A 16087-nucleotide genomic window follows, 5' to 3' on the forward strand; every position below is an offset into this window, starting at 1 on the left:
GCGGCGGGCGGGGCTGGAAGTCGTCGGGGAGCGGCGGGTCGAGTACGTGCCGTCCCCCCGGTTCGTGTGGCGCGCGGCCGTCCCGGGTGACGCCGAGCGGGTGCTGTGCGTGGCCGGTACCGGCCGGACCCGATCGGCGAGTTCAACGCGCGGTGGCACCGGCTGGCGGCCGAGGGCGGGATCCTCGGCGAGGACGGTGTCTTCCTCATCGACGTCGGCGGCCACCGCACGGGCAGCGGGCCCTGGGACTGGACGCCGGTCCGGCTCACCGACCGGTGGGACCCCGCCGGAGTACTGGGCGAGCGGCCCGGCGAGCCGAAGTTCGTCGCGCTTTCCACGGACGGCGACAGCCTGCTGGCGACGACGCCCGAGGACGACGGGATCCGGCTCGTCGCCGTGGACCGGGTGAAGGTGCGGTGGGAGGCGGTCGGGCGGGAGACGGCCCGGGAGACTCCTGAGGAGCGGGCGGCCGCCTGGGAGTCGCTGTTCGAGGGGCTGGACCTTTCGGAGCGACTGCGCACGTCATGGGCGAACGGGCTGGCGCTCAACCCGGCCGTCCCCGATGATCTGCGCACCGGACTGCTGGGCCTGTCCACCTACTTCATGTACGGCGCGATGCCGACGGCGGTCGTGGAGGCCGCCATGGTTGACCCGGACTGGCGGATACGGGCGCGGCTGGCCGAGGTCCAGCAGAACATCACGGCCGACCAGTGGACCCGCCTGATCCTCGCCGAGCGGAACGAGCGGCACCGGTGGATCCTCACCATGCTCGCGGCGGACCGGCGTGCCGAGCTCACCGAACCCGCGTATGAGCGGCTCACCGTGGATCCGTCCGCCCGGGTCCGTGCGGAGACCGCCCGCCTGTCCGGGTTGCCCGCACACCTGCTGACCGTGCTGGCCGTCGACCCCGAGTGGGTGGTACGGGCCGCGGCCTGCCGACGGGCCTGGCCCCACCTCCCGAGTGGGACCCGGCACAAGCTGCTCGGGGACCCCAGCGGCAAGGTCCGTGCGGAGGCCCTGCTCCGGCACCACCAGGATCATCCGATGCCCCGGTCCGTGTTCGCCGGCGCCGACTTCGCCTCCGACACCGCCTACGGGGGGTACCGGGACCGCGCGGTGAAGTCCTGCCGCCTGGAGCGCGACCTCGCCGAACACTGCGCCCATGACAGTGATCCGGCCCTGCGCCGTTCCCTCGCGGAGAACCCGGGCCTGGACCCGGCCCTGGTGGCCCTCCTCGGCCGGGACCAGGACGAGTCCGTCCGCTTCGCGATCTCCACGCGCCCCGACCTCACCGAGGAACAACGAGCCGGCATCGACATCGACTTCGATCCGCGCCTGCGCCACTACCCGCTCGACTGGGTCCTGGACCTGCATGACGACCCCGCAGCCCTGCGCCGCCTGGCCGCCTCCGCCCACCCCCTCGTACGCCGTGGCGTCGCCCGTGCCAAGAGCCTTCCGCCGGACGTGGTCGAACTCCTCGCCCGGGACGAGGACCGTGTCGTCCAGCTCTTCCTCGCCGAGTCCTGCGACGACGCGCCCGCCGACATGCTGCTACGGGTGTGGCAGTGGTGGACCGGCAGCCTCAGCACCCCCGACCGCCCCCACGGCCACCCGAACTTCCCCCGCCACGACCTCCTCCGCCATGCCGACGACCCGAACCCGCGGATGCGCCAACTGGCCCTGGACGACCCTGAGTCGACGTCCGAACTGGTGGAGCGGTTCAGTCGCGACCCGGACGAGGAGGTCAGATACCGGGCCGCGAAGGACCCGCGGCTGTCGACGGTGTCCGCGGTACGACTGCTCGACGACCCGCACGAGCACATACGCCGAGCGGCCTTCTGGCACCCGCGGTTTCCCGCTCGGGTCGTCGTCCGGCTGCTGCGCGACCCCGGCACCGCGGAGTCCGCGACCCGGCACCCCGCCCTGCCCGTCCCCGTCATGGAGCGGATGCTCCGACTGCTCCGACCGCTCAGCTGATCGTGCGCGGCAGGCGCAGGCTCAGGGCCGTCGTCAGGGCCACGCCCGCCAGTTGGACGAGAAGGGTGGTGACGAGGGCGTCCCGCATGCCGTGGCTCGAGCTGAGGGACAGGAAGAGGGTGCCCAGGGTGGCGACGCCGATGGCGAGGGCCGACTGCTGGGTGGTGGCCATGACGCCACTGCCGACGCCTGCCCGGGCGGCCGGGACCTCGGAGAGGATGATCCGGATGAGGACGGGGAGCTGGAGCGCCTGGCCCGCGCCCGCGACCGCCGCGCCCGGCAGCAGTTGCCACACGCCCAGGTCCGGCCAGGACCGCCACGCGGCCAGCGCGATGAGGGCCACGCCCACCGCCTGGATGAGCCCGCCCGCGGTGACGATCCGGGTGCCGTAGCGGACGATCAGCCGGGGGCCGCAGAGGGAGACGACGAAGAAGACCAGGGCCATCGGGGCCAGGGCCAGGCCCGCCGGGACCGGGCCGAGGCCCGCACCCCGCTGCAGCGCCACCGCGATCACGAACATGAAGCCGCTGAAGCCGATCGAGAACGGCACGATCATGATCAGGCCCCGACGGAGCGGGGTCAGCGCGAACAGGCTCGGCGGCACCAGGGGCGTACGGCCCTCGCGGTCCTCGCGGCGTTCGACGAAGTAGAACGCCGCCGCTGCGAGGGGGAACAGCGCCAGCGACAGCCAGGTCCACAGGGGCCAGCCCGCCGCCCTGCCCTCGGTGAGCGGGGCGAGGAGCGCGAGGAGGGACACGGCGAGCAGTACCGTGCCGGGGGCGTCGATCGGCTCCGGGCGCTGCGAGCGTGTCTCGGGGACGGCACGCGTGGCCAGGATCAGGCCGAGGATCACGACAGGCACGTTCACGAGGAACACCGCGCGCCAGCCGGTGCCGGCGATGTCCGCCGCGACCAGGAGGCCGCCGAGTATCTGCCCGGCGACCATGGACAGGCCGGCGGTGGCCCCGTACAGGCCCATGGCCTTGGCGCGGCGCGGGCCCGCCGTCGCCGCCTGGATGGTGGCGAGCACCTGAGGCAACATCGCCGCGGACGCCGCGCCCTGCGCGACGCGCGCCGCCACCAGCGTCCAGGCACTGGGCGCGATCCCGCACGCCAGGGAGGTCAGACCGAAGGCCGCCATGCCGCCGAGGAAGAACTGACGTCGCCCGAACAGGTCGCCGAGCCGGCCGCCCAGGACGAGCAGGACGGCGTACGCGACTCCGTACCCGGCGACGACGAGTTCGAGGACGGCTTCGCTCGCGTTCAGGTCCCGGCCGATGGTCGGGAGGGCTACGTTGACGATGAAGAAGTCGATGAGGGGCAGCGCTGCCCCGAGCAGCACGGTGAAGAGGCCGAGGCCCCCGAGCACGGGGACTGCGGAGGGCAAGTGGACGGGAGTCCTGACGGTTCCGGTTTCGGTCACGTTCTCCAGACTTCTCCTGACCTCAGACTGGTACCAGAGTGTCCTTATCCTGGTAGAAGCAGTACCTGGCAACAGGTTCCGGTGAACGGCAGGCTGGAGGCATGACGACGATGGCGCAGGAGAGCACCGCTCCCCGGCCGGTGGAGGACATGGCCCCTGCTCCGCAGGCGGTGTCCGTGACCTCTCCTCGGCCGGTCGACCCCGAGCCGCACGGCACCGCCGCCCCGCGCGGCAGCGAGATCCGGCGGCACGAGCTCGCCACCTTCCTGCGCAACCGCCGCGAGCGCATCACTCCGGAGCAGGTCGGACTGCCCCGTGGTCGCCGCCGGCGCACGCCCGGCCTGCGCCGCGAGGAGGTCGCGCAGCTCTCCGCCGTGGGCGTCACCTGGTACACCTGGCTCGAACAGGCCCGTGACATCCAGGTCTCCGAACAGGTCCTCGACGCCCTGGCCCGCACCCTGCGGCTCGACCCCAGCGAGCGCGCCCACCTCTTCCGGCTGGCCGGAGCCGTCGACCCCACGCCCGCCGCGCCGTGCCCGACCCTCACCCCGGCCCTGCTCGAGGTGCTGTCCCAGCTGGAGCCGGTCCCGGCCTGCATCCAGAACAGCCGCTACGACATCCTGGCGTACAACCGCACATACGCCCGCCTGATGATGCGCGACCTCGACGCCGTACCGCCCGAGGACCGCAACTGCATGATCCTCGCCTACACCCACCCGGAGTGGCGCGAGTCGATCGTGCTCCTCGACGAGACCATGCGCGTGATGGCCGCCAAGCTGCGCGGCTCGATGGCCGGCCACCTCGGCGAGCCCGCCTGGAAGCTGCTGGTCAAACGGCTGCGTACGGAGTCGGCGGAGTTCCGTGAGATCTGGGAGCGGTACGAGGTGTACGGCGGCTCGCGCAGCAAGACCAAGCAGTTCCTGAACCCGTACGTCGGGCTGCTCACCGTCGACCACACCGACCTGTGGCTCGCCCCCGACATGGGCGCCCGCATGGTGACGTACGCCCCGACGGACGAGCAGAGCCGCGAACGTCTGAGGGCGCTGCACGAGATCGCGCTGACGGCGGAGACGGAAGCCGCCTAGGGCAGGTCTAGGCCCGGACGCTCACCGAGTCCCGGACCTCCGCCGACTCCAGCTGCCGTGCCGTCCGCTCGGCCGTCCCGCGTGCCCAGCGTCCGCTGGTCAGCGCGCCCAGGACGAGGACCGCGAGACCGCAGCCGGTGAGGATCCACCAGCCGGGGCGGGCGGCCGACACGAACGTCTCCCGGTACGCCGAGGCGTGGATGCCGGAGGCGAGGACCGCGCCGACCACGGCGACACCGAGGGTGCCGCCGATCTGGCGGCTGGTCGAGGCGACGGCGGCCGCGACCCCGGCCTGGGTGCGGGGCATGCCGGAGACGGCGGTGTTGGTGATGGGGGCGTTCACGAAGCCGAAGCCGAGGCCGAAGAGGACGTAACCGATGACGAGAGTGACATTCGACGTCTCGGCCTCGAACGCGGCGAACAGGATCCCGCTCACGGTCATCGAGACCCCCGCGATCAGCAGCGGCAGCCGTGGACCCCGGCTGCCGACCAGCCGCCCCGACAGCGGCGCGCACACGAAGCACATGAACGCCATGGGCAGCATCCACAGGCCCGCGTGCAGTGCGTCCAGGCCGCGCACGTTCTGCAGATAGAGCGTGGAGAGGAACAGGAACCCGCTGAGCGAGGCGAACGCGCTGACGGCGACGACCGTGGCCCCGCTGAACGGCGCCGACCGGAAGAAGCGCAGGTCGATGAGCGGTTCGGCGCGCCGGGGCTCGTACCACAGCAGGCCGGCCAGCGCGGCGACGGCGATCGCGCCGAAGGCGAGGGTCTTGGGGGCGCCGGAGCTGGGCGCCTCGATGATCGCGTACGTCACGGAGCCGAGCAGCGCGATGACGAGGAGCTGCCCGACCGGGTCGGGGCGGCGGGCCTTGGGGGCGCGGGACTCGGGGACGTAGCGCCAGGTGAGCAGGAGCGCGGCGAGGCCGACCGGGAGGTTGATCCAGAAGATCGACCGCCAGCCGACCGAGTCCACGAGGAGGCCGCCGACGATCGGGCCCCCGGCCATCGATATGCCGATCACGCCACCCCAGACGCCGATCGCGCGGGCGCGCTCGCGCGGGTCCGTGAAGGTGTTGGTGATGATCGACATCGCGACCGGGTTGAGCATCGAGCCGCCGACCGCCTGCACCATGCGGAAGGCGACGAGCGAGTCCAGGTTCGGGGCGAGGGAGCACAGGGCCGAGCCGATCGTGAAGATCACCAGGCCCGCCTGGAAGACCCGGCGGCGGCCGATGCGGTCGGCGGTCGAGCCCGAGAGCATCAGCAGCGACGCGAGGACCAGCGTGTACGCGTCGATGGTCCATTGCATGCCTGCCACGCTCGCGTGCAGTTCCTTCTGCATCGAGGGCAGGGCGACGTTCAGGACCGTGTTGTCGAGGCTCACGATCAGCAGGCTCATGCAGCAGATCGCGAGGACGAGTAGACGGTGGCGGGGACTGAGCTCGGGCATTCCTCCAGCCTACGCCCGTATCGATAGTGCGTCTAACTAATGACCCTCTCCGCACCGGCCTCTGACAATCACCACCCGTCCATGACTGTCACCGCACCCTTTCCCGTACGCAAGCACTGTTCCGGTGCGCGACGAGCACTTGTTCCGGTACGCGACAATGGGGGAATGTCCACGATCGCCCTCGCCCCCGCCGTCCCGCTGTCGATCGGCCCCCACACCGTCCAGCCGCCCGTCGTCCTCGCCCCCATGGCCGGGATCACGAACGCGCCGTTCCGCACGCTGTGCCGCGAGTTCAGTGGCGGCAAGGGCCTGTTCGTCAGCGAGATGATCACCACACGGGCGCTGGTCGAGCGCAACGAGAAGACCATGCAGCTGATCCACTTCGACGCGACCGAGAAGCCGCGTTCGATCCAGCTGTACGGCGTGGACCCGGCGACCGTCGGCAAGGCCGTCCGCATGATCGCGGAGGAGAACCTCGCCGACCACATCGACCTGAACTTCGGCTGCCCGGTCCCGAAGGTCACCCGCAAGGGCGGCGGCTCCGCCCTCCCGTACAAGCGCAACCTCCTGCGGGCGATCCTGCGCGAGGCCGTCAGCGGGGCGGGCGATCTGCCCGTGACGATGAAGATGCGCAAGGGCATCGACGACGACCACATGACGTTCCTCGACGCCGGACGGATCGCCGTCGAGGAGGGCGTCACCGCCATCGCCCTGCACGGCCGCACCGCCGCCCAGCACTACGGCGGCACGGCCGACTGGGACGCCATCGCGCGCCTCAAGGAGCACGTGCCGGAGATCCCCGTCCTCGGCAACGGCGACATCTGGTCGGCGGAGGACGCCCTGCGGATGGTGCGCGAGACCGGCTGCGACGGGGTCGTGGTCGGGCGCGGCTGCCTCGGCCGGCCGTGGCTGTTCGGCGACCTGGTGGCCGCCTTCGAGGGGCGCCCGGACACCTACGCCCGCCCGACCCTGCGCGAGGTCGCGGCCGTCATGGTCCGCCACGCCACCCTGCTCGGCGAGTGGATCGGCGATGAGGCACGTGGCGTCATCGACTTCCGCAAGCACGTGGCCTGGTACCTGAAGGGATTCGCGGTCGGCTCCGAAATGCGCAAGCGGCTCGCGATCACCTCGTCCCTCGCCGAACTCTCCGACGGCCTCGCCGAGTTGGACCTCGACCAGCCCTGGCCGACGGGCGCGGACGGGCCGCGCGGCCGCACGTCCGGCAACAACCGGGTCGTCCTGCCGGACGGCTGGCTCAAGGACCCGTACGACTGCGCGGGCATCAGCGAGGACGCGGAACTGGACACGTCCGGCGGCTGACTTTTCTGTCGGGGGCCCTCAAGCGCCCCCGACCGCCGTGAGCAGCGCCAGTGGTGCCGCCGCCGACCGCGACTCCCGTACGCACGCGTGCGGGTAGGGCACCGGCTCCGTGTGGGTGTCGCGGCCGTACCCCGCGAGAACCTCGGGGAGCCGGTGGCCCGCCGCGGTGGCCGCGTCGACCAGCGCGTGGGCGACCGTCCGGGCCTCGTCGTGCAGGCCGTAGCGGGCGAGCCCCAGCGTGATCAGCGCGTTGTCGTGCGGCCAGACCGAACCGCGGTGGTACGACAACGGGTGGTACGCCGGCTGGTCGGCGGCCAGCGTGCGCACACCCCAGCCGGAGAAGAAGTCCGGCTCCAGGAGGCGGTGGCCGACCAGTTCGCCGTACTCCTTGTCGAGCAGCCCTGACCACAGCAGGTGCCCGGCGTCCGAGGCGAGGGCGTCGACCTGGCGGCCGTCACCGTCCAACGCCAGTGCGGGGAAGGCGCGTTCACTCATCCAGAAGTCCCGCTGGAAACGGTCACGGAGGTCGCCCGCCGCCTGTTCGAGCAGCGCCGCGTAGACCTCGTCGCCCCAGACCGTACGGGACAGGTGGGCGGTGCGGCGCAGCGCGTCGTACGCGTACCCCTGCGCGCCCGCCGCCATCACCGGCCCACTGGGACGGCTCCCGTCGGCCGAGCAGATGGCGCCGGGGGAGTCCTTCCAGTTCTGGTTGGCGAGGCCGCCGCCGTCCGCGCGGTAGACGAGATAGCCGACGGAGGTCAGGCCGCCGTGGTCCAGCATCCAGCCGATCGCCGCCCGGGCGTTGGCCTCCAGACGCCGGGCCAGGGTCGGGTCACCTGTCTGCTCGGTGTACGCGCCGAGCAGCACCAGGAACAGCGGCGTGGCGTCCACCGAACCGTAGTACCGCCCGTACGGCACCTGCCCGAAGTGCGCCAGCTCGCCGTGCCGCACCTCGTGCACGATCTTGCCGGGCTGGGCCACCGCACCCGCTCCCACCTCCACCGCCTGCGTCGCGGCGAGCGCGGGCAGCGTGGCGGCCGCGAGCTCGGGACGGTAGGGGAGCGCGAACAGCGAGGTCAGCAGGGCGTCGCGGCCCAGGAGCGTGAGGAACCACGGCACTCCGGCCGCCGGCACCCGCAGCTCCTCGCCGTCCGGGCCCGTCGCCGGAACCTGGAGCACCGCGAGGTCCGACAGCCCGCGCGCACAGGCCGCGGCCAGCTCCGGCCAGCCGGTCGGGAAGGGCACGCCGTCCGCGAACTCGCCTTCCAGCGCGAGGAGTCGTGCGTTCGCCGCGGAGGGCGAGGCGGGCACCTCCGGCTCCTTCAGCGCCCCGTGCGGGCGGGCCGCCACGCGCAGGGCCAGCTCCGCCGAGGCGTGCGGTTCGAGGTCCAGGGTCCATACGAGGCGCCGGGCGCCGGTACCGGTCTCCTCGACCCCGTCCGGCGGTGGCTCGGAGGTGACCGTCGTACAGGAGCGCCATTCCCCGCGCTGGTAACTGAACTCCACCCCGTCGTCGAGGACCTGACGCCCTCGTACGGCGCCGATCTTCGCGTACGTGCGGTAGTCGGAGCGCAGCTCGAACTGGTCCGTGAAGTCGGCGTCCACGGTGAGCGCGATGCGCACGGTCGTGGGTGACGGGCGGTTGCTGGTGACGCGCAGCGCCTCCACGAAAGCGCCGTCGGTGACGGCCTGTTCACGGAAGAGCGTGTACGCGGGCGGTTCGTTGCGCCCGCCGCGCGGGACGAGCACACAGCGCGCCGTGTCGCCGTCCGCGACCGGCGTCAGCGCCTCGGGCACCGCGCCGTCGACGGTCAGCTGCCAGCGGCTGAGGTGCCGGGCGTCCCGTACGAATAACCCGTCCGGGGAACTGCCGCTGCGCACCCCGCTGATGTCCCCGCCGTCGCCCACGGCGGCGAACGTCCCACCGTGCACGAGCAGATGATGCCGGTCCGTCATCCCCGGTCCCCTCCCTTGGCGCCCGTCTCGAATGAACTGTGTGGCGTATGTGGTGTGTGTGGCGTATGCGGCGTGCCTGATGCGTGCGATGTGTGTGACGTGTGCGGCGCTGTGCCGTGTGTCTGGTCGGCCCGCGCGGGCTCGTGCAGCAGGTCCAGCGTCAGCGCGGCCGTCCAGCTGAAGCCGAGCGCGCCGCAGGCCTCGCCGGTGTACGGATCCACGTACTCCGCGAACCCGGACGAGTCGGCCGTCTCCAGCAGCGCGGCGCGCAACTCCTCCGCGCGCCCGTGCTCCCCGTGCAGCCGCAGGCCACGCTCCAGCAGCCAGTTCGTGTTGAACCACGCCGGGCCGCGCCAGTAGCGGTGCGGGTCGAAGGCGTGGCCGGTCAGGTCGTAACTCGGCGCCAGTCGGGCGACCCCGCCGAGCCCGAAGTGCGGCCCGCCCGCCGTGCGGACCAGGGTGGCCGCGATGTCGCGGGGGAGCGCGGGGAGGATGAGCGGGAGCAGCCCGGCCACGCTGCGCTCGGGGATGAGCGCGCCAGTGCGAGAGCGCTGCTCTGAAACGAGATCACCGCTCTGACGGGAGCGCCGCTCCGAAGGGTGAGCACTGCTCTCGGCGGAGCGCCGGCCTGAGGAGTGAGCACTGCTCTCGGAAGAGCGTCGCTCCGAACCGAGAGCGCCGCTCTCGCCCCCGCCGCGCGCATCCCCACCGCCCGCATCCCCGCCGTACACATCCCGGCAGAAGAACATCCCCTCCGCCGGGTCCCACAGCCGCTCCACCAGGGCCGCCGTCAACCGTTCCGCGCGGGCGTGCCGCGCCGTCCCCGCCGCGCCCAGTTCCTGCGCGATCGCCGCGAGCGCGTGCTCGGAGGCGATCAGCAGCGCGTTGAACGCCGGGTCCTCGACGGCGAACTCGCCGGCGCCGTCGGCGTACCCGCCGTCCCGGTAGTCCGTCGCCAGTCGCACGTACCGCCCGTAGTCGAGGTCCGTCGGCCGGTCCTCGGCGGACCCGTGGTCGAGGTCGGCGCGGCGGAAGGAGCGCGGCGCGGCCGGGGTGACGCGGCTCAGCGGGGCGTCCCAGCACGGGCTGTTGTCCATGCCCTGTTCCCACGGGTGGACCACGGAGGCGAGCCCGCCGCCGCCCAGGTCCCGGCGGTGCAGCAGATAGCGGTGCCAAGCGGCCAGCCGGGGATACATCCGGGAGAGGAACGAACGCGACCGGGACAGACCCGGGTCGGCCTGGTGCACCAGCCAGGCGGCGAGCGCGTGCACCGGTGGCTGCACGATGCCCGACGTCTGTACGGTGCGCGGGGCGCCCGCAGCGCGCCCCGCGGTCGAGGAGCGCCAGAAGTCGGGGCTCGGGAAGTAGGCGTCGAGCGGAACGGAGGGGTTGAACACAATGTGCGGGATCCGGCCGTCACCCCATTGGGCGCCGAGCAGCGTCTCCAGTTCCGTCTGTGCCCGCAAGGGGGACAGGTGGCGCAGCCCGATCGCGATGAAAGCGGAGTCCCAGGACCACTGGTGGGGATACAGACCGTGCGAGGGAACCGTGGACGTTCCCGTCCAGTTGCCTTCGAGTACCCGGGCGGCCCTGAGGTGCAGCGACCCGGTGGACCGGTCGGGATCGTATACGTGTGCGCCGGAGTGGGTGATCTCGGGGGAACCGGGCGGAGCGGGGGAACCCGAGGTGCGCACGGGGGTGGTGATCCCCGTGCGGCGGATGGTGAGTTGGGTTGTGCTGTCCACTCAGGTCTCCCCGAAGACGTCCGGCCGATCGGTTCGGCACTAGCTACCGTAGGGTTACGTCTATTTAACACGCAAAACTCAATATGTAATGCAGAGTTGGTGAGCGCAAGGGGTTGGGCATGACAGGCATGGCGGGGACGGCAGGAAGGGCGGCGAAGGCCATGAGGGCCGGGCATCAGGCGAGCGCCGGAGATCTGCTCGAACTGGTACGCAGCGGGCGTGCCACGACGCGCGGCGCGCTGCAGCAGGCCAGCGGTCTGTCGCGGGCCACGGTCGGCCAGCGTCTCGACCGGCTCTTCCGTGCGGGCTGGCTGCGTGAGGGCGCGGGCGGCCCGGTGGACTCCCCCCAGGGCGGCCGGCCCTCGATCACCCTGGAGTTCGACGACGAACACGCCGTCGTCCTCGCCGCCGACCTCGACACCCGGCACGGCAGGGCCGCCGTCGTCTCGCTGAGCGGCGAGATCCAGGCCGAGCACCACGGAAGCCTGCGCATCGAGGACGGCCCGGACGCCGTGCTGGGCGAACTCGGCCGCTGGTTCGCCGAGCTGCTGGAGAAGGCCGGGCAGCGCGCGGACGCGGTGTGCGGGATCGGACTCGCCGTGCCGGGACCGGTCGACACCGAGACCGGCAAGGTGGTGCAGCCGCCGATCATGCCGGGCTGGGACGGCTACGACATACGCGGGCGCCTGGGACGCGCGTTCGCCGAGCACGCCGGCGTCGAGGGCGCGGAGGGTGCGGGGATCACCGGGAGCGCCGGGATCGCCAGGGGCGGCACCCGGATCCCCGTGCTCGTCGACAACGACGCCAACCTCATGGCGTACGGCGAACAGCGCACCGGGTATCCGGACTGTTCGGCGTTCGCCCTGGTCAAGGTCTCCACCGGTATCGGTGCGGGCATGGTCGTCGGCGGTTCCGTCTACCGGGGCGTCGACGGGGGCGCCGGCGACATCGGGCACATCCGGGTGGGCGCGGACGCGCTGTGCCGGTGCGGTTCGTACGGCTGTCTGGCCGCCGTCGCGAGCGGTGGCGCGGTGGCGCGCAGGCTCGCCGAATCCGGTGTCCCGGCCACCTCCGGATCGGATGTGCGTGACCTGCTGACGGCCGGACACCCGGAGGCGATGGCGCTCGCGCGGGAGGCGGGGCGGCAGGTCGGGGACGTCCTCGCGACCGTGGTGACCCTGCTGAACCCGGGCGTGCTGATGATCGCCGGGGATCTGGCCGGAACTCCGTTCCTCACGGGTGTGCGCGAGCTGCTGTACCAGCGGGCGCTGCCGCGTTCGACCGCTCATCTGGACGTGGTGACCTCGCGGCTCGGGGAGCGGGCGGGGCTGGTGGGGGCTGGGGCGCTGGTCGTGGAGTACCTGTACGCGCCGGAGCGGGTGGAGGAACGGCTGGCGGCGCTGGGTGTGTGACGCCTGTGTGGCGCCCCTGGACGGCGGGGCGTATGACATCCATGTGTCGCATCCACGTCGCGTCCACACCGTGGTCCGCATGATGAAATTCCGGCCGTCTTTACTGCGTGATTCTCGCCACCCTTGATAGGGGTGGTGCTCAGATGAGCGGATCTTGAGCGACTGCACTTCCCTAAGGGGTGGCACTCAGTGCCACCCCTTGATCGTTCATCGATTAAACTCAGACGTGTCGACTGCCGCTCATCTGAGCGGATACTTCCCTTTGGGGACGTCGATCCGTTCAAGAAGTGAAAACATCTCTCCGTCACCGCTTGCCAAGGCTTGACTTTCAATCGAGTGGCGGACGGGTGGTTACAGGCGCATGACGTGCAAGTAGACGTACCCAGACGCCTTCGATCTGGGTATGTTCCTCGCCGTCAGGGCAGCCACCGCGACGTCGAGGAGTCGAGACTCGTGTCGGAAAACAAAGATCCCCACGTAGCTGAGAGCGGCGACAGCGGCGCCGAGGGGGCGAAGTTCGTTTACGACTTCACCGAAGGCAACAAGGACCTCAAGGGCCTCCTCGGCGGCAAGGGTGCGAACCTCGCCGAGATGACCAACCTGGGCCTTCCCGTCCCTCCGGGCTTCACGATCACCACTGAGGCGTGTAAGACCTACCTCGACAGCGGCGAGGAGCCCGCGGCACTGCGTGACGAGGTGAGTGCGCACCTCGAGGCCCTCGAGGCGACGATGGGCAAGAAGCTCGGCCAGGCCGATAACCCCTTGCTCGTATCGGTTCGTTCCGGGGCGAAGTTCTCCATGCCGGGCATGATGGACACCGTCCTGAACATCGGCCTCTCCGACAAGTCGGTCCAGGGCCTCGCCCAGCAGGCCGGCGACGACCGCTTCGCGTGGGACTCGTACCGCCGTCTCATCCAGATGTTCGGCAAGACGGTCCTCGGCGTCGACGGCGAGCTCTTCGAGGACGCGCTGGACGCGGCGAAGACGGCCAAGAAGGTCACGGTCGACACGGAGCTGGAGGCCGCGGACCTCAAGAAGCTGGTCACCAAGTTCAAGAGGATCGTCAAGGCCGAGGCCGGCCGGGACTTCCCGCAGGACCCGCGCGAGCAGATGGACCTCGCGATCCACGCGGTCTTCGACTCCTGGAACACCGACCGCGCCAAGCTCTACCGCCGCCAGGAGCGCATCCCGCACGACCTCGGCACCGCGGTCAACGTCTGTTCGATGGTCTTCGGCAACCTCGGCCCCGACTCGGGCACGGGCGTGGCGTTCACGCGCGACCCCGCCTCCGGCCACCAGGGCGTGTACGGCGACTACCTCCAGAACGCCCAGGGCGAGGACGTGGTCGCGGGCATCCGCAACACGGTCCCGCTCGCCGAGCTGGAGTCGATCGACAAGAAGTCGTACGACCAGCTGATGCAGATCATGGAGACCTTGGAGAACCACTACAAGGATCTCTGCGACATCGAGTTCACCATCGAGCGCGGCCAGCTGTGGATGCTCCAGACCCGCGTCGGCAAGCGCACGGCGGGCGCGGCCTTCCGTATCGCCACCCAGCTGGTGGACCAGGGCCTGATCGACGAGGCGGAGGCCCTCCAGCGTGTGACGGGCGCCCAGCTCGCGCAGCTGATGTTCCCGCGCTTCGACGACCAGGCGAAGGTCGACCAGATCGGCCGGGGCATCGCGGCGTCGCCGGGTGCGGCGGTCGGCAAGGCGGTCTTCGACTCGTACACCGCGATCAAGTGGTCGCGTTCGGGCGAGAAGGTCATCCTGATCCGCCGCGAGACGAACCCCGACGACCTGGACGGCATGATCGCGGCCGAGGGCATCCTGACCTCGCGCGGCGGCAAGACCTCGCACGCCGCCGTCGTGGCGCGCGGCATGGGCAAGACGTGTGTGTGCGGCGCCGAGGAACTCGAGGTCGACACCAAGCGCCGCCGTATGACCGCCCCGGGCGGAGTGGTCATCGAAGAAGGCGACGTCGTCTCCATCGACGGCTCCACGGGCAAGGTCTACCTGGGCGAGGTCCCGGTCGTGCCCTCCCCGGTCGTCGAGTACTTCGAGGGCCGGATGCACGCGGGCGCCGACGACGCGGACGAGCTGGTCGCGGCCGTGCACCGGATCATGGCGTACGCGGACCGGGTCCGCCGACTGCGTGTCCGCGCCAACGCGGACAACGCGGAGGACGCCCTCCGCGCCCGCCGCTTCGGGGCGCAGGGCATCGGCCTGTGCCGCACCGAGCACATGTTCCTCGGCGACCGGCGCGAACTGGTCGAGCGCCTGATCCTGGCCGACACGGAGGCGGAACGCGAGGACTCCCTCAAGGAACTCCTCCCCCTCCAGAAGCGGGACTTCGTCGAACTCTTCGAGGCGATGGACGGCCTCCCGGTGACGATCCGTCTCCTGGACCCGCCGCTGCACGAGTTCTTGCCCGACGTGACCGAACTGTCCGTGCGGGTGGCGCTGGCCGAGTCGCGCGGCGACGCCAACGAGAACGACCTGCGCCTGCTCCAGGCCGTGCACCGCCTGCACGAGCAGAACCCGATGCTGGGTCTGCGCGGCGTACGTCTCGGCCTGGTCATCCCCGGTCTGTTCACCATGCAGGTACGGGCGATCGCCGAGGCGGCGGCGGAACGCAAGAACGCCAAGGGCGATCCGCGGGCCGAGATCATGATCCCCCTCGTCGGTACGGTCCAGGAGCTGGAGATCGTCCGCGAGGAGGCCGACCAGGTCATCGCGGAGGTGCAGGCGGCCGCCGGCACGAACCTCAGGCTCGCCATCGGCACGATGATCGAACTCCCGCGGGCCGCCCTGACCGCCGGTCAGATCGCCGAGGCCGCCGAGTTCTTCTCCTTCGGCACGAACGACCTCACGCAGACCGTCTGGGGCTTCTCCCGGGACGACGTGGAGGCGAGCTTCTTCACCGCGTACCTGGAGAAGGGGATCTTCGGTGTCTCCCCCTTCGAGACCATCGACAGGGACGGTGTGGGTTCCCTGGTGAAGTCGGCCGTGCAGGCCGGCCGCGCCACCCGCCCCGACCTGAAGCTCGGAGTCTGCGGCGAACACGGCGGCGATCCCGAGTCGGTCCACTTCTTCCACGAAGTGGGACTGGACTACGTGTCCTGTTCCCCCTTCCGGATCCCGGTGGCACGCCTGGAGGCGGGCCGCGCGGCGTCGACGGCGAAGGGCAGCGACCACCGATAGCTCGCCGGAACTCCGGAGCCGCCGACGGTCACCCCGACCCTCACCGACGGCCGACGGCTCCGGCGTAAGAAAGAAACGGGGCGGCACCTTGTGCGAGGTGCCGCCCCGTCGTGCGTCTTCTGCGAAGACTGTCAAGCTACGCTGCTGACCAGGCAAGTTGGCGTTTGCTGGCGTTGGTTGCCGTTGAACCCGCGCGAAGCTGTTGTGCCCTCGTTGTGCCCTCCGGGTGCGGCTGGGTCCCGTCACGCGTCGTGGCGGCTGCCGAGCCCGCGTAACCCGCTCTGCAGGTTTGTCTGTGCTGGTCACCGCTCCGTTCGGAGTGGTTCACCTCGGTACGCCTTGGGGCGGCTGCGCGCCGACCTCGGCCATTGTGAACTGGCAGGAACGGAGCTGAACTAAGTCGAACGAGACGGAAACTGAGACGGAGCAGACCCAGGCGATTGACGGCAGCGTCATTCGCCGTGCGCGCGGCGGAGACTTCACGGGCTGGCAAGAGTCCTCGCTTCGTTGTG

9 protein-coding genes are annotated in these 16087 nt (G+C 71.1%); 5 read left to right on the forward strand and 4 right to left on the reverse strand.

The features are described from left to right. Positions 1-105 precede the first annotated feature (105 nt). Positions 106-1977, forward strand: coding sequence for a PE-PGRS family protein (locus OG819_RS21195; protein WP_266650839.1), 1872 nt, complete (start codon positions 106-108; stop codon positions 1975-1977). Here the strand turns inward: OG819_RS21195 and OG819_RS21200 are convergent. Further along, positions 1970-3400 carry an MFS transporter gene (locus OG819_RS21200; protein ID WP_266650840.1) on the reverse strand — a complete coding sequence of 477 codons (1431 nt, stop codon included), beginning with the start codon at positions 3398-3400 and terminating at the stop codon, positions 1970-1972. The genes OG819_RS21195 and OG819_RS21200 overlap by 8 nt on opposite strands. A 101-nt stretch (positions 3401-3501) precedes the next feature. Here OG819_RS21200 and OG819_RS21205 point away from each other — a divergent pair, with 101 nt between their 5' ends. Beyond that, positions 3502-4485 carry a helix-turn-helix transcriptional regulator gene (locus OG819_RS21205; RefSeq protein ID WP_266414106.1) on the forward strand — a complete coding sequence of 328 codons (984 nt, stop codon included), beginning with the start codon at positions 3502-3504 and terminating at the stop codon, positions 4483-4485. A gap of 7 nt (positions 4486-4492) precedes the next feature. Here the strand turns inward: OG819_RS21205 and OG819_RS21210 are convergent, their stop codons facing one another. Next, positions 4493-5938, reverse strand: coding sequence for an MFS transporter (locus OG819_RS21210; RefSeq protein ID WP_266650841.1), 1446 nt, complete (start codon positions 5936-5938; stop codon positions 4493-4495). A 165-nt stretch (positions 5939-6103) separates the two neighbouring features. Here OG819_RS21210 and dusB point away from each other — a divergent pair, with 165 nt between their 5' ends. Continuing rightward, the gene (dusB, locus tag OG819_RS21215) at positions 6104-7258 is read left to right on the forward strand and encodes a tRNA dihydrouridine synthase DusB (protein ID WP_266650842.1); all 1155 of its coding nucleotides are present in this window, start codon (positions 6104-6106) and stop codon (positions 7256-7258) included. 18 nt (positions 7259-7276) lie between these two features. On the opposite strand, the gene OG819_RS21220 is transcribed toward dusB, so the two are convergent. Together OG819_RS21220 and OG819_RS21225 are read right to left on the reverse strand one after the other, a co-directional pair. After that, complete coding sequence (locus OG819_RS21220) at positions 7277-9214, reverse strand: glycogen debranching N-terminal domain-containing protein (protein WP_266650843.1); 1938 nt, start codon at positions 9212-9214, stop codon at positions 7277-7279. Further along, positions 9211-10815 (reverse strand): hypothetical protein, encoded by a 1605-nt coding sequence (locus OG819_RS21225; protein WP_266652785.1) that lies wholly within the window; start codon positions 10813-10815, stop codon positions 9211-9213. Before OG819_RS21225 ends, OG819_RS21220 begins: the two co-directional genes overlap by 4 nt. Positions 10816-11087: 272 nt before the next feature. Between OG819_RS21225 and OG819_RS21230 the strand changes: the two genes are divergently transcribed. After that, a complete protein-coding gene (locus tag OG819_RS21230) occupies positions 11088-12371 on the forward strand; it encodes an ROK family protein (RefSeq protein WP_266652787.1) in 1284 nt (427 codons plus the stop codon). 453 nt (positions 12372-12824) lie between these two features. Beyond that, positions 12825-15575, forward strand: a complete 2751-nt coding sequence (gene ppdK, locus OG819_RS21235; RefSeq protein WP_266650844.1) for a pyruvate, phosphate dikinase — start codon at positions 12825-12827, stop codon at positions 15573-15575. Positions 15576-16087 lie beyond the last annotated feature (512 nt).

Source organism: Streptomyces sp. NBC_01549, assembly GCF_026339955.1.
Taxonomy (GTDB): domain Bacteria; phylum Actinomycetota; class Actinomycetes; order Streptomycetales; family Streptomycetaceae; genus Streptomyces.